This window comes from Rhodococcus huquni (assembly GCF_055231055.1).
Window position 1 is genome coordinate 145,789 of record NZ_JBUYWE010000005.1, and the last position, 16,737, is coordinate 162,525.

General features: G+C 65.2%; 1 protein-coding gene. It reads left to right on the plus strand.

The window, feature by feature from the left end; genetic code table 11:
* Positions 1-63 precede the first annotated feature (63 nt).
* A complete protein-coding gene (locus ACZI8R_RS11885; RefSeq protein ID WP_463379821.1) occupies positions 64-16,710 on the plus strand; it encodes an amino acid adenylation domain-containing protein in 16,647 nt (5,548 codons plus the stop codon).
* Positions 16,711-16,737: the final 27 nt, after the last annotated feature.

The window sequence follows — 16,737 nt, forward strand, 5'->3', positions numbered from 1 at the left end:
TAAGGTTTCTCCCTTTTGGGAGGGTTCACCCAGGGTGAGCCTGTTACTCACGATCGGATTCACATGTCGCCGGACCATTCGACCTCCGCTGAAACTGCTGTTCCGGAGCTGCGCACAGCACTGCCCGCCACCGCGGCGCAATCGGAGATCTGGGTCGGGCAACAGCTCCACGGCGACAGCCCCGCCTACAACCTGTCGCTGGTCGTCGAGATCGCCGGACCGGTCGATCTCGGTCGGGTCGAATCGGCGATCCGCGCAACGATCGACAGCGCCGAATCCCTGCACGTTCAGTTCACGAACGACGAGAACTCAGGCCTCGTGCAGGTGCCCAGCTGCACGGATGCCTGGGATCTGACGATCGTCGACCTTCGGGCCGAGGGCGACCCCGAGTCGGCTGCTCGCGATTGGATGAGCCGGGACATGCTCACCGTCGCCGGATTGGACGCGAGCGAACCGCTGTTCCGTCAGGTCCTGCTCCGAACGGCCGACGAGCAGGTCTACTGGTTCCAGCGCTACCACCACAGCGTCATGGACGGGTACGGGATCACTCTCCTCGTCGCCGATGCGGTCGAACGGTACGAGAGCAGCGACGGGTCCAGCGGCGCCGGCCTGTGGTCTCTGCGTCGGCTCGTGGAGCTCGACCGTACGTATCGGGAATCGTCTCGATACGAAGACGACCGCAGATTCTGGCTGGCGCAGGTGATGGACGGCGCCGAGCCGCCTCGCCTGCTGCCTCCGGGCGGGGAAGGTCTGCCCGTCGCGGCCACCGTCGAGATCTCGGGCGACGACGCCGACCGTCTGTACGCATTCGCGAAGGACGCCGGCGTCCGGCGAACCAGGCTCCCCATCGCGGCACTCGTGGCCTACATCCATCGGATAACCGGCCAGCGAGATCTCACGGTGTCGCTACCGATGACTGCCCGTGTCGGCCGCGAGATGCGCAGCATTCCGGGCATGGCCTCGACGATTCTGCCGCTGCGCATTCGCGTGGACGCGACTCTCACCATCGCGGAGCTGGCCACCAAGCTGGACACCGCGCTCGTATCGGTACTGCGGCACGGTCGGTATCGCGGCGAAGATCTCGCACGTGATGTGCGGGAGATCGACCCGGACCGCCAGGTCTTCGGGCCCGGGATCAACTCCATGATGTTCGAGCACGCTCTGACGCTGGGCGACGCCACGACCAGCGTGCACAGCTCGGCGACGGGTCCGGTCGACGATCTCGACTTCACGATTCGTGGGGGTCAGGACGGCGTACCGATCCGTGTCGATCTGCGTGCTCCCCACGGACTCGACCGTGAACTCGGCGAACACGAGCGCAGGCTGGAACACTTCCTCGCGCAGTTCATCGCCCAGCCCGCGGCTACTATCGGCACCCTCGACCCGTTGACGAGCGACGAGCGACGTCTGATCCTCGATGAGTTCAACGACACCAGTGCGCCGCAGGTGTCCACCACGGTCTCCGAACTCTTCGCTTCCTCGGTGGCCGCAGCACCGGAATCGGAGGCGCTGGTCGCGGGCGACACCCGGCTGACGTACCGGGAGCTGAGTGACCGAGTTGCCCAACTTGCGCAGGTCTTCGTGCAGCGCGGACTCGGTCCGGAAGGTGTTGTCGCCATAGGCGTTCCGCGCTCACCCGAAATGGTGATCGGGATCCTGGCAGCGATGGCGGCCGGAGGAGCGTTCGTACCTCTCGACCCGTCGTGGCCGGCGGACCGCAGGGGTGCGGTGCTTGCCGAGTCGGGCGCCACCCTGGTGCTGACCGGCCCGGGTGGTGTGGATCCGGACGAGCGCACTGTTGTCGCCGACCTGGAGAACTGGGCGTACTCGGAGTTCTCGACCGCGCTCCCGGACGGCCCTGCGCAGGGTTCACGTTTGGCCTACGTGATCTTCACATCGGGTTCCACCGGGCGCCCGAAGGGGGCAATGATCCGCCACGAGGCGGTATGTGCTCGGCTTCTGTGGCAGCGTGACGAGATTCTCGGATTCGGTGTCAACGATGCATCGTTGTTCAAGGCGCCTCTGGCATTCGACATCTCGGTGAACGAGATACTGCTGCCATTGATCTCGGGCGGCCGTCTGATCGTGGCGGAGCCCGACGGCGAACGCGACGCTCAGTATCTGCTCGATCTGATTGCGCGCGAGCGCGTCACGTTCGTGTACCTGGTGTCGTCGATGCTGGACGTTCTGCTCGGATTGGCACGCGGCACCGAAGCACTGGACGGCCTGAAGCATGTGTGGTGTGGCGGCGAGGTGCTCACCCCTGGGCTCTTCGATCGATTCCGCTCCCAGCTGACGACAACGCTCTATCACGGCTACGGTCCGGCCGAAGCGACCATCGGTGTGTCCCATGTGATCTACCGTGACGATGCCGCACGCATCGCGACCTCGATCGGCAAGCCGAACCCGAACACTCAGCTCTACGTCCTCGACGCGAACCTTCAACCCGTTCCGGTGGGGCAGGGCGGCGAACTGTATGCGGGCGGATTCCTGCTCGGTCGCGGTTATACGGGAGCGCCCGGCCTCACTTCGTCGCGTTTTATGGCGAACCCATTCTCCGCGGACGGGGCCCGGCTCTATCGGACCGGTGACCTCGCTCGCTGGGCTTCGGACGGAACCCTCGACTTCTTGGGGCGCACCGACAATCAGGTGAAGATTCGCGGCATGCGTCTCGAACTCGAGGATGTGGAGGCCGGCGTCGGCTCGCATCCCGACGTGCGCCGCAGCGCAGTGGTGGTCCGCCGGACACCGCAGGGCGCCAAGTACCTCGCCGGCTACGTGGTTGCAGAGGACGCGCGCGACCTCACTGTCGAATCACTGCGCACGTGGTCTCGGGCCAAGCTGCCCGAGTACATGGTGCCGACGGCGTTCGTGGTTCTGCCCGAGTTTCCGCTGACGCCGAACGGCAAGGTGGACCGCAGGGCTCTGCCCGAACCCGATCTCGGAGATCGCGGCGACAACGTGGCGCCGCGATCGTCGGACGAGGCGCTGGTGTGCGATCTGATGGCGGAGGTCCTCGGGGTCGATTCCGTCGGCGTGACGGACGACTTCTTCGCGCTCGGCGGCGACAGTATCGTGGCCATCCAGCTCGTCAATCACGCACGGTCGAAGGGCGTTTCGATCACTCCGCGCGAAGTGTTTCAGTTGCGAACGGCCGAGGCGATCGCGCAGGCGCAACTCGATCGAGCCGAGGCGCACATCGACGAGCACGACATCGCTGTCGGCGAGACCGCACCCACTCCGATCATCACGAGGGTGCAGGAGACCTCGGATGGCGCGATATCCGGTTTCCATCAGTCGGTACTTCTGAAAGTCCCGGCGGAATTCACGATCGACCATGCGCACACCGCTTTGGCGGCAGTCGTGGAGCGACACGATGCGCTTCGATCCACGTTGGTACGTGGAGACCGGTGGACCCTCGAGGTGCCGCCCGCAAAGTCGGAGACGACGAACCTGGTTCGCGAGATCGAAGTTGCCGCCCTCGACGAGAAGTCGCTGCGCAGTGGCGGGGTCGCGGCCGTGGAGGCACTGGACCCCGACCAGGCCGTGATGGTTCGAGCCGTCCTGTTCCGGCTGGAGGGGAGGCCAGGAAGGCTTCTGATCGTCGGCCACCACCTCGTGGTCGACGGCGTCTCGTGGCGCGTGATCGTCGAAGACCTGGCACGCGCAGGCATCGCCGCGATGACTGGTGCGGAGCCCGAACTCGCGCCGGTCGGAACATCTTTTCGGCGTTGGACACAGCGGGTGACCGAACGGGTGGCCGCAGGAGCTTTCGACGGAGAATTGCCACACTGGCGGGAACTCGCCTCGGCGTCGCTGCCGCGCTTGGGATCCCGCCCATTGAGCTCGGAGATCGACACCACGGCGACCGCGGAATCACTCGAGCTGACGCTACCCGCCGAGTTCGTCGGCCCACTCCTGTCGTCGGTCCCCGCAGCGTTCCACGCGCACGTCAACGACGTACTGCTCACCGCGCTCTCCGCAGCGATGCAGCGGTGGCAGGGCGGTGGGGGCCCCGTGCTCGTGGATCTGGAGGGCCACGGCCGCGAGGATCACCTGGTCCGTGGGCCGGGCGAGCCCGACATCGATCTGTCGCGGACGGTGGGGTGGTTCACGACTGTCTACCCGGTGGCGATCGATACCGGTACGGACGCTCTTGCTTCCACCCACGGTCTCGCCGGAGCGGTGAAGACCGTGAAGGAGCAACTGCGCCGCACGCCGAATGCCGGTTTCGGATACGGCGCGCTCCGGTTCCTCGGCGGCCGAGACGAACTGGCGGTGACGCCGCAGGTCCTGTTCAACTATCTCGGCCGGGTGGCCGGAACCGACGACACGGATTGGCTTCCGGTGGACATGGGCGGCGCCGGTGATCCGAGCATGCCACTTACTCATCCGCTGACGATCGACGTGATCGCCGTCGAAGGTGACTACGGATCGGTCTTGCGCACCACCATCTCCTGGGCGTCCGGTGTCCTCGATCGTGAGTCGGTCGAAGGCTTCGGTCGTGAGTGGACCTCAATCCTGAAGGAGCTGGCGAAGACCGATCGGTACGGCGGCTCGACTCCCTCGGACTTCCCTCTGGTTGCCGTGTCGCAGCAGGACCTCGACACGCTGGACTCCGGCGTCGTGGACCTTCTTCCGCTGACTCCGCTTCAGGAGGGCATCCACTTCCAGTCGGTATTCGAGTCGCGTCACACGGACCCGTATGTGGTGCAACAGATCATCGAGCTGACCGGCCGCGTGGATGCACATGCACTGCGTACGGGTGTGCAGGCGGTCGTCGACCGGCACGCCGCGCTTCGTACGGGGCTGAAGACGCTGTCGGACGGAACTGTCATGCAGGCCGTGTACGGCGCTGCGCAGGTCCCCTTCGACGTGGTCGATTTCAGTGACTCTGCGGACGCGGACGCAGAGATCCGGAAAGTACTGAGCAGAGATCGAGAGCGCGGCTTCGACTTCGAACGACCCCCGCTCCTGCGGTACACGTTGGCACGAGTCGGCGAGCAGAAGTCCGTTCTCCTGCAGTCCGTCCATCACATAGTCGCCGACGGTTGGTCGGTCCCAGTCATGCTGCGCGAGTTGATGGCGCACTACGGCGCGGAAGTCGGCGAATCGCCGTTGCCTCCGGCCACCGCATATCGGTCGTACCTGGAGTGGTTGAGCACCCGTGACAGAGCGGTGTCGCACGACGTCTGGCGGCAGGCGCTGGCCGATTCGCCCGAACGGCTCGAACTGCCGGGTATGGGAACGGCCGGCGGAGAAACCGGCAGCGTGCGCGTACAGCTGCCTGCCGTGACGACAAGTGAGCTGATGACGGCTGCCCGTTCGCGCGGGTTGACACTGAGCACCGTCGTGCACGGCACATGGGGGCTGCTGCTCGGTCGGATCGCCGGATCAGAAGACGTGACTTTCGGTTCGACGGTCTCCGGACGCGGCGGTGACCTACCAGGCATCGAGGGCATGGTCGGTTTGTTCATCAACACCGTGCCGAGCCGAATCCGGTTCGGGGCAGCGGAGAAGGTTTCCGAAGTGCTGACGCGCTGGCAGGACGAGCAGTCGAATCTGCTCGATCACCAGTACCTCGGCCTGCCCGAATTGCGTCGGGTCGCGGGTTTGAAGGATCTGTTCGAGACGCTGGTGGTGTTCGAGAACTACCCGATCGGCGACGGCGGCATTTCCGATCCGTCGGGCACGGTCCAGATCACCGGTATCGAGTTCGAGGAGAATCCGGCGTACCCGCTGACCCTGATCGTGGTGCCGGGTGACTCGCTCGTCTTCGACCTGAAATACGATGCAGCGCGTGTCGATTCGGCGACGGCGCAGCGTGTGGCGCACGGTCTCGTCGAGTACCTGACTGCCTTGACGGAGGACATGGATCGGTGCGTCGCTCAGGTTGCGCTGGTTCCACACACAGATGTGGGAGGGGTCCCGAAAGCGCCGGTCACCGTGCCGGCCGCGAGGACGGTGACGGCGCTGCTGGAGGCGCAGGTGGCGCGTACTCCCGACGAAATCGCTGTGGTGTTCGGTGACGAACAGCTCGGCTATGCGCAGCTGCACCGCGAGGCGAATCGGTTGTCCCACCTGCTGATCGAGCGCGGCGTGAAAGCAGAGTCGATCGTGGGAATCGCGCTGCCACGATCGGTCGAGTTGATCGTGGCAATACTGGCGGTGGTCAAAGCAGGCGGCGCCTACCTTCCGCTCGACAGCGGATATCCGGCCGATCGCCTCGCCTACATGCTCGACGACGCGGCACCGGTGTGCGTACTCACCGACGGTACGACGCCGCTGCCAGAGACGACCACGCCTGTGGTCGCCGTCGACCGTGAAGTGCTGCAGACCTATTCGTCCGAACCAGCCCATGTCGATGTCCGACCCGGTGATCCGGTGTACGTCATCTACACCTCCGGCTCGACCGGGCGTCCCAAGGGTGTGGTGGTTCCGCACGAGGGTGTGGCGAATCGGCTCGCGTGGATGCAGACGATCCGCCCGCTCGAGACGACGGATCGTGTGCTTCAGAAGACGCCGTCGAGTTTCGACGTGTCGGTTCCGGAGTTCTTCGGCCCGTTGATCGCTGGGGCCACTCTGGTCGTGGCCAAGCCGGAGGGACACAAGGACCCCGAGTACCTGTCCGCTCTCATTCGGCGTGAGTCCGTCACCCGTACCCACTTCGTGCCGTCGATGCTCGAAGCGTTCCTCGCCGAGTCGACTGCGTCGCAGTGCACGAGTCTGCAGGTGATCAACTGCAGCGGTGAGGCACTGCCTGTGCATGTGGCACGCCGCGTCGCGGAGGTGTTGCCCGACGTGGAGGTCGACAACATGTACGGCCCCACCGAGGCCTCGGTGGAAGTCACCCGTCAGGCCGGGGCGCAACGCGTGCCCGCCGACGCTCCCTCCGTCCCGATCGGAACGGCCGCATTCGAGACCGGGCTCTACGTTCTCGACCGATATCTCCAGCCGGTGCCGCAGGGATTGTCTGGTGAGCTATACCTGGCCGGGCCGCAATTGGCACGCGGTTACCTTCATCGACCTGCTGTCACGGGTGAGCGTTTCGTGGCAGATCCGTTCGGGGCCGGTAGCGGTCGTATGTACCGGACAGGAGACCTCGTCCGCTGGAACGACGACGGTGCGATCGAGTACCTCGGCCGTTCCGATTTCCAGGTGAAGCTGCGCGGATTCCGCATCGAACTCGGGGAGATCGAGGCCCAGCTCGCTCAGTGCCCGGGAGTGAAGCAGGCTGCTGCGCTCGTGCGGTCGGATCGTCCGGGGCAGCAACAGTTGGTGGGTTATCTCGTCGGAACCCCGGACCTCGCCGAGGTCGGCACTCGGCTGTCTGCCGCGCTGCCCGAATTCATGATTCCGGCAGCCTTCGTGGTCCTCGACGAGCTTCCGCTGAGCCCCAGCGGCAAGCTCGATCGCAAGGCGTTGCCTGCTCCTGAGATTCACGGCCGCGGTGGAAGTACTGCAGCGGGGGTCATCGACGGCGCGGGAGCAGTCCTCGTCCGGCATTACGCCGAAATTCTCGGCCTCGAATCGGTGAGTGCGAACGACGACTTCTTCGCCCTCGGCGGAGACAGCATTCTCGCAATCCGATTGGTCAATCTCGCACGACGTGAAGGCATCACCATCACACCGCGGCAGATCTTCGAGCAGCGGACTCCCGCTGCGCTCGCGCGGTTGGTCGGCGATATTCCGGTCGCGGCGGAGATCCCGACGGAGCCTGCTGTCGGCGAGTTGTTGCCGTTGCCGGTGGTGCACCGCCTTTCCGAGTGGAGCGGCCGAAAGAATCGCTTCAACCAGGCCGCCCTGCTACGCACGCCGATCGTGACCCACGATGCGATCTCGACGGCCGTCGCTGCAGTCGTTGCGCACCACGACGGATTGCGTCAGCGCCTCACCCGTCACGGTCAGGGGATGTGGTCGCTCGAGATCGATGAGCACGCCGAGGTTGCGGTTCGCCGAGTCGACATCGAGGGACTGGCCGAACCTGCTCTGCGCGAGCTGATCGCGACCGAGTCGAACGCGGCGACCGACCGGCTCGATCCGGACGCCGGGCTGATGTTGTCTGCAGTGTGGTTCGACGCCGGCCACGATGAAGGTCGTCTGCTGCTCGTTGCGCATCACCTGGTGATCGACGGGGTGTCCTGGCGGATCCTGCTCGAGGATCTGGCGATAACGGCTGTCGCTGCCGCGAACGGTGAAGCGGCGGCGCTGGATCCGGTGGGTACGTCGGTGAGGTCCTATTCACGCATCGTCGCGCTCGAGGCCCAGAGTTCTTCACGTATAGCGGAACTCGACCTGTGGAAGAAGACAATTGCTCCCGGGGCCGAACTGATTCCCGAATCGGTGGGATACGCGTCGGTCGGTGGCGGCGACCGCCGCACCGTCACCGTGGATGCGGCGACCACGGCCGCTGTCCTCACTGCCGTTCCGGCGATCGCGAATGCCGACGTCACCGATGTCCTGCTCACTGCGCTTCGGCTGTCGGTCGGCAGATGGTTCGCATCGAAGGGACGCAGCGGTGATCTGCTGGTCGATCTCGAGCGGCACGGCCGTGAAGAGCTTGCCAACGGGGTGGACCTGTCGCGCACCGTCGGCTGGTTCACGAGCGTTGCACCGGTCCGCCTTCACGACGATTCCGAGGCCGTGACGGCATTCAAGTCCGTGAAGGAACAACTTCGCGCTGCGCCCGACGGTGGCATCGGCTACGGGATGCTCCGCTACTCCAACGCGCGTACCGCTGCCGCTCTGAACGGGGGCGCGGAGTCTCAGGTGCTGTTCAACTATCTGGGTCGCACCCCTGTCTCGGGCGAAGGCGTATGGACGCCTGCTCCCGAATCAGACGCGATGGCAACCGATCCGGACGGGGACCTGGGAGGCCCGTACCGCCTGGTGATCAATGCGGTGTGCGAGGACGGGGAAGCCGGTTCGGAGTTGCGTGCGGTGTTCGCGTGGTCGGACGACCTGGACGAAGCGGACGTGGCTGCGCTGAGCGACGGCTGGGTGGATGCTCTGCGTGCACTCGCGCAGGCGGCAGCCGAGCACGAAGGACCGGCGCTGCTCACCCCGTCCGACGTTGTGCTGACCGGGCTGGGGCAGGCCGAGATCGACCGGATCGTCGAGGCGAGCCCGAGTGGCGTCGACACGATCCTGCCGCTGTCGCCGCTGCAGGAAGGGTTGTACTTCCAGGCGAATCTCGATGCGGGTAAGGACATCTACACCGCACAGTTCTCGCTCGACTTCGGGCACAGTCTCGACGTCGATCGCCTGCACGCTGCACTGAGGACGTTGACACGACGAAATCCGATGTTGCGTGCCGGATTTGTATCGGCGGGTCTGCCGGAACCGGTGCAGTTCATCGGTGCCGGTCTCGATGTGCCGGTGGTGGAACACGACCTGCGAGATCTCGACGACTCTGCAAAGGAAGAGCAGGCGGCTCGGTTGAGCGCCGAGGATCGAATCACGCCGTTCGACCTGACGACGCCGCCGCTGTGGCGCGCGATGTTGCTGCGGCTCGGCGACGAGCAGGATCGGTTGGTGATCAACCGTCAGTTCCTGTTGTGGGACGGCTGGTCGAACGGGCTCGTCGTCAGTGCGCTGCTGGCGCTGTACGAGTCCGGCGGTGACGACACCGGCTACGGGACGCCGGAGGGGACGTTCGAGGACTACCTGCGGTGGTTGGCCACGCGGGACCAAGGTTCAGCGGAGACCGCATGGTCGCAGGCCCTGAACGGGCTCGACGAGCCGACTTTGCTGGGGAATTCGATGAAGGGCGAGCCGCAGTTGCCCCAGCGCCGGGATTCGGTGCTCTCCGCTGACCTGAGCGAGCGGCTACGCGGGGCGGCTCGCGACGCCGGTGTCACGTTCAACGCGGTGCTCAATGCCGCACTGGCCGTGACGATCGCGACGGCCACCGGACGCCAGGACGTCGTGTTCGGCACCACCGTGGCGGGCCGCCCGCCGGAGGTTCCGGGTATCGACGCCGTGACCGGAATGTTCCTGAATACGGTTCCGGTACGCGTCACGCTGCGGCCGGACGAGTCCGCAGCAGAACTGATGCGACGGACCCAGGCGGACAGACTGACACTGGGGCAGTACGACTACCTCGGTCTTGCCTCGATCCAGCGTGTCTCGCAGCACCGCACACTCTTCGACGTGCTGTACGTGCTGCAGAACTTCGTCGACGAGAATCAGGTGTCGGCGCTCAACGCAGCGCACGACATCAGTGACGGCGACAGCATCGATCACACTCACTATCCGCTGACCGTGGTGGTCACGCCGGGTACCTCCGTGCGGATCAAGTTCGAGTTCCATCCGGAGGTCATCGGCGAGGACCGGGTCGAATCCATGCTCGCGCACTTCCTGGACCTGCTCGAAGAATGGGCGCTGTCCACCGCTGGTTCGGTGGCTCGAGCACCGGTGCCTGCGCTGCCAAAGGTCGCGGACAACTCCCACCCGTTGCCGGAGAGCACGATTGCGGATCTGTTCGGTGATGTTGCCCTCCTGCGTCCCGACGAGACCGCCCTGGTGTTCGGCGACCGTTCCATGACCTACGCGGAACTGGACGCCGATATCAACGCAATGGCGCGGATGTTGCTCGCCCGTGGTGCCGGGCCCGAGAAGATCGTGGCGCTCGGTCTGCCGCGGACTCTCGAGATGGTGGTGGCATTGTTCGCGGTCCTGCGTTCGGGTTCCGCGTACCTGCCACTGGAACTGGATCACCCCGTCGACCGGCTCGCCGGAATGATCGACGACGCACGACCGGTGCTGCTGTTGACCACCTCCGAGGTCGCGGGAACCCTTGTCGACGTGGCAGTCGAGACGGTGCTGCTCGACCGCGAGGACTGGCGTTCGCTACCGAAATCCCAACTGTCCGAGGAAGAACTGGGAGCTTTCGCTCCGGGCACTCCCGGCCGACTCGATCATCCGGCATACGTCATCTACACGTCAGGGTCGACGGGTAGGCCGAAGGGCGTGGTGACCGCCTACCGCGGCTTGACCAACATGCAGTTCAATCACCGGGAAGCGATCTTCGAACCGGTGATTCGCGATGCCGGACAACGCCGGTTGCGAATCGCGCACACCGTGTCCTTTGCCTTCGACATGTCGTGGGAAGAACTGTTGTGGCTCGTGGAAGGACACGAGGTCCACATCTGCGACGAGAGTCTGCGCCGCGATGCCGAAGAGTTGGTGGCGTACTGCAACGAGCACGCGATCGACGTCGTCAACGTGACACCCACCTACGCGCAGCACCTCTTGGAGGAGGGGTTGCTGGACGGCGGTGCCGGCGCCCATCGTCCACCTCTCGTGCTGCTCGGCGGCGAGGCCGTGTCCGATTCGGTGTGGAATCGTCTGCGCGACACCGAGGGAACGTGTGGTTACAACCTGTACGGGCCGACCGAGTACACGATCAACACGCTCGGAGCGGGTACCGGCGACAGTGCGACGCCGACGGTCGGTAAGCCGATCTGGAACACCGAGGCATACGTGCTTGACGCCTGGTTGCGTCCGATCCCCGACGGCGTACAGGGCGAGTTGTACATCTCCGGAACAGGATTGGCTCGTGGCTACCTGAATCGCCCGGGTCTCACTGCCGAACGATTCGTTGCAGATCCGTTCACACCGTCCGTACGTATGTATCGGACGGGCGATCTTGTTCGCCGGCGGGACGACGGCAGTTTCGACTTCCTCGGGCGAACCGACGATCAGGTGAAGATTCGTGGCCACCGAATCGAGCTCGGCGAGGTCACGTCCGTCCTCGAATCGCTCGACGATGTGAAGCAGGCTGCCGTCGTTGCCGCCGAAGGCCCGGGCGGATTCAAGCGGCTGATCGCGTACGTCGTACCTGTGAGTGACGAGCGAGTCCCTGGACTCGTCGACCGCGCACGGGCCCTGCGTGGCCTCCTGCCGGACTACATGGTGCCCGCGGCCGTCGTCGAGGTGGATTCGCTGCCCGTGACAGTGAACGGAAAACTCGACGTCAAGGCGCTGCCGTCGGCGTCGTCGGTTCTCGGCAGCGGCGGGGCGGATCGGGTGGAACCTGCGAATCCGACCGAGAAGGCGCTGGCCGACTTGTTCGCGGACGTCCTCGACATTCCGGCCCCGGGAGTGACCGATAACTTCTTCGATCTCGGTGGGCATTCCCTGTTGGCGACGAAGCTCGTCAGCAGGGCAAGAACGGTTTTGTCCGCCGAACTCGCGATGCGGGATCTGTTCGAGACGCCGACGGTGCGCGAACTCGCCGCTCGCGTCTCGGAATCCGCGGTGTCGACACGTCCCGCGCTGGTTGCGAGTCCGCGTCCCGAAGTCGTCCCGTTGTCGCCGGCGCAGCGTCGTCTGTGGCTGATTCAGCAGATGGAGGGAAGCTCTGCCGCATACAACTTCCCGATCGTCTTCCGGACGGGTACCGCGCTCGATCCCGACATCTTCACGAAGGCCCTCGCCGACGTGGTGTCGAGACACGAATCCCTGCGTACGGTGTTCCACGACCGAGATGGTGAACCCGTCCAGGTGATCCTGGACGAGGCCCGACCCGAGGTGACGCTCGTCGAGACCGACGAGCACGGCATCGCGGAGTCGGTGCGCGCGGCGGTCGGCAGGCCGTTCGACCTCTCACGCGACATTCCGGTGCGCGCCACGGTGATCGACGTTGCCGGTGGTGGCCAGATCCTCGCGATCGTTCTGCATCACATCGCAACGGACGAGTGGTCCGACCGGCCGTTCACCCGCGACCTGATGACCGCATATGCGGCTCGGGCCCAGGGAGCGCCGCCGGCGTGGTCTCCGCTTGCCGTTCAGTACGCGGACTACACGCTGTGGCAGCGAGACCTTCTCGGCGACCCGGACGACGCCGGCAGTGTTGCTCACGAACAGCTCGGATACTGGGCGCGCGTATTGGACGGCGCACCTGACGAACTGATGTTGCCTACCGATCGGAGCAGGCCTGCGCGGCCCACGTTCGCCGGCGGTGCCGTCACCACTGTGCTCACCGACGAGACGACGACCGCGCTGCGTGAACTCGCCCGCGTCTCGGGTGCCAGCATGTTCATGGTCTTGCACGCCGCCGCAGCAGCTTTGCTGCATCGACTCGGCGCGGGGGAGGACCTGCCACTCGGTGCGCCGGTCGCAGGTCGGGCAGAGGACGGCCTCGACGATCTGGTCGGCTTCTTCGTCAACACCGTCGTCTTGCGTACGGACGTATCGGGAAACCCGACGTTCGGCGAACTGGTCGAGCGCGTGCGCGACATCGACCTCGCCGCGTTCTCGCACGCGGACATCCCGTTCGAATCGGTTGTGGAGAAGATCAACCCACCTCGGACGCTGTCGCGCAATCCGCTGTTTCAAGTGATGGTCGGCCACCACACGCGCCAGGCGGAAACGACGAGCACCTTCACCCCACTGTCCGTGGACGAGCACACCGCAAAGTTCGATCTGGTCTTCAATTTCACCGAGTATCTGCCGAGCGATGACGGTGTCGGGCGTGTGGAACTGCGCCTCGAATACGGATCGGACCTGTTCGATCGCGCGACGGCAGAAGCCATCTCGGCCCGGCAGTCCCGTCTCCTGGATGCCGTTGCGGCGAACGCAACAATGCGTGTCGGCGACGTGGACGTCTTCTTGCCGCAGGAGCGTGACGTGGTCCTGACGGCATTCAACGACACCGATCACGAGGTTCCGGAGGAGACGTTCCACCAGGCCTTCACACGGCAGGTGCTGTCCACGCCGACTGCAATCGCAGTGGTGGACGCCGACGGCGAGCTGACCTATGCGGAGCTCTCCGATCGGGCCGACCGGATCGCCGCCGTTCTCGACGAGCGCGGCGTCGTCGCGGAAGACACTGTGGCACTGGCTGTGCCACGTTCCGCGGAGTTCGTGGCCGCCGTGCTGGCGGTGTCCCGGCTCGGCGCCGCGTATCTGCCGCTGGATCTGAACCATCCGCGCGAGCGCATCGACTACATGCTCCAGGATTCCCGTGCGCGGCTGTTGTTGACGACGAGTGCGACGGATTCGCGAATCGACGACGTGGCGGGCACGACTCGGGTACTGCTCGACGACCCGGCCGTCGAAGCGGAACTGTCTGCGACATCGGCTGGCGACCTGCCCGTCGAGCCGACCGGGCTCGATCATGCGGCGTACGTCATCTACACGTCCGGGTCGACGGGGAAGCCGAAGGGCGTAGTCCTCACTCACGACGGAATTCCCAGCCTGGTGGCGACCGCCGAGGAGCGCATGCGCCTCGTTCGAGGATCGGTGGTCATGCAGTTCGCCTCTGTGGGGTTCGATGTCGTGGTGTTCGAGCTCTCGATGGCTCTGTGCACCGGCTCGCGACTGGTGGTCGTTCCGGACGAGGCGCGTGTCGCCGGACCGGAGCTGACGGACTTCATGGCGCATCACGGCGTCACGCATGCCATCATTCCGCCGTCGCTGCTGGCGGCATTGCCGCCCGGGTGTGTCGTACCGGACGGTTGCACGGTGCTGGTCGGCACCGAGACGGTTCCGCCCGAATTGATCGGACGGTGGGCGGAGCGCCTGAATCTTCTTGCCGCTTACGGGCTCACCGAAGCCACTGTCAACAACACGCTGTGGCAGGCGCAGCCGGGCTGGAACGAGGCGGTGCCGATCGGGATCCCGGACCCCAACGAGCAGGCGTACATTCTCGACGCCAGGCTGCAGCCCGTACCTCCGGGAGTCTCGGGCGAGTTGTACATCTCCGGAAGAGGGTTGGCGCGTGGCTACCTCGGGCGTCCGGACCTGACGGTGAGTCGATTCGTGGCGAATCCGTTCAAAACCGGACGTATGTATCGGACAGGCGATCGCGCCCGATGGCGGCGTGACGGCAACATCGACTTTCTCGGCCGCGTCGACGAGCAAATCAAGATTCGTGGGTTCCGTATCGAGCCGGGCGAGATCGTTGCTGCACTGAGTGGGCACGAGTCGGTGAATCAAGCTGCTGTGGTCGCGGATCGGGAAAGTGGGATCGTTCGTATCGTCGGATACGTGACGCCGTCGCAGTCCTGCGATGTCGATCCGACAGCCGTTCGCGACTTCGTGGCGGAGACTCTGCCCGACTACATGGTTCCGGCCATGGTGATCGTGCTGGAGGGCTCGTTGCCGCTGACGCCGAACGGCAAGTTGGATCGGAAGGCTTTGCCGGTGCCGAACTGGGCGGAGCTTGCGGGTGACGGAGTGCCACGGACGGAAACGGAGCGGGTGCTCGCGGCGGAGTTCGCCGACATCCTGTACCTCCCGACCGTCGGAACACACGACGACTTCTTCGATCTCGGCGGGCATTCGATGGCGTCGATGCGCTTGGTCGCTCGGGTGCGCGAAAGGTTCGGAGTGAGCATCGGGATTCGGGACGTGTTCGACGCCCCGACCGTTGCACGGCTTGCCGAGATCGTCGACGCGGGTGGAAATTCGGACCGGCCCGCTCTGATGCCGACGACTCGTCCCGAGACGCTGCCACTGTCCGGTCCACAGCTGACGCAGTGGAATCGGTTGCGCGCGAAAGGTTCCGGAGCCACGGCAAATCATGCTCTCGCGCTGACTCTGACCGATCGCGTGGTTCCGGAGGCACTCGCACTGGCACTCGACGATGTCTCGTCTCGACATGAACCGTTGCGGACCATCTATGTAGAGACGGACGGTGTCGTCGTCGCGCAGGAGGCGGTTCGTCCCGTTCTCGAACTCGAGGACGTGATGGATGGGGACCTGCACCGCACGGTGTTCGATCTCGCGCAGCGGCCGATGGATCCGACGGAGCAGGCGCCACTTCGGGTCCATCTCGTGTCCGATTCGGACGGCGAGCAGGTGCTGCTGCTGGTCATGCATTACCTGGCAGTGGACGAATGGTCGGTGGTGCCGTTGCTGGAGGACCTGCTCGGTGCCTACGGCGCGCGTCTTGCCGGCCATGAACCCGAGTGGGTTCCGCTGCCGGTGACGTACCCGGACTACGTCGTGCACGCTCGCGCCGTTCTCGAGAGCGGAGACGAGAACAGTGTTCGCGCCCGACAGCTCGACTACTGGCAGGAACGATTGGCGGATATGCCACTCCGACTCGAACTCCCGTCACCGGACGAGGGGGAGCGTCGAGCCGAGACAGTGCCGATCGAGATCGATGCCGATCTTCATCGCGGCATCGACGGTCTGGCGCAGGCGACGAGCACGAGCATGTTCATGGTGTTGCAAGCGGCGTTCGCGAAGATGCTGTCCAAGAGTGGTGCGGGCGAAGATATTCCGATCGGTTCGCTCGTCGCCGGCCGAGACGACCCGCGTTTGGAAGGTCTCGTCGGATGTTTCTTCGACACGACGATCCTCCGAACCGACGTGAGTGGATCACCGTCGACGGCAGACCTGCTGTCGAACATACGAGAGAACAACTTGCGCGCGCTCGAGCATCAGGATGTGCCGTTCGCCGAGATTGTCGAGGCGGTCGGCGGCGGTGAGATGCTGCGCCCGCAGATTCTGATGGTTCACCACCAGCAGGCGCAGTTCGGTGACCTCGGGCCGCTGGGAACTTTCTGGCCGGTTCCGGCGGGAGTCCCGTTCTCGGATCTCACGTTCAGCTTCTACGAGCCGGTGGGGGAGGGCCCCGTTCCTGCTCACTTCTCGTTCGCCACGGACGTCCTGGGCGTCGATACCGTGCGTGGGTGGGCGGACGACTTGGTGTGCGAACTACGCGCCGCGGTCGCGGACGGGGGCGATTCACGGTGACGCAGATCGCAGTGATGGAAGCGCACG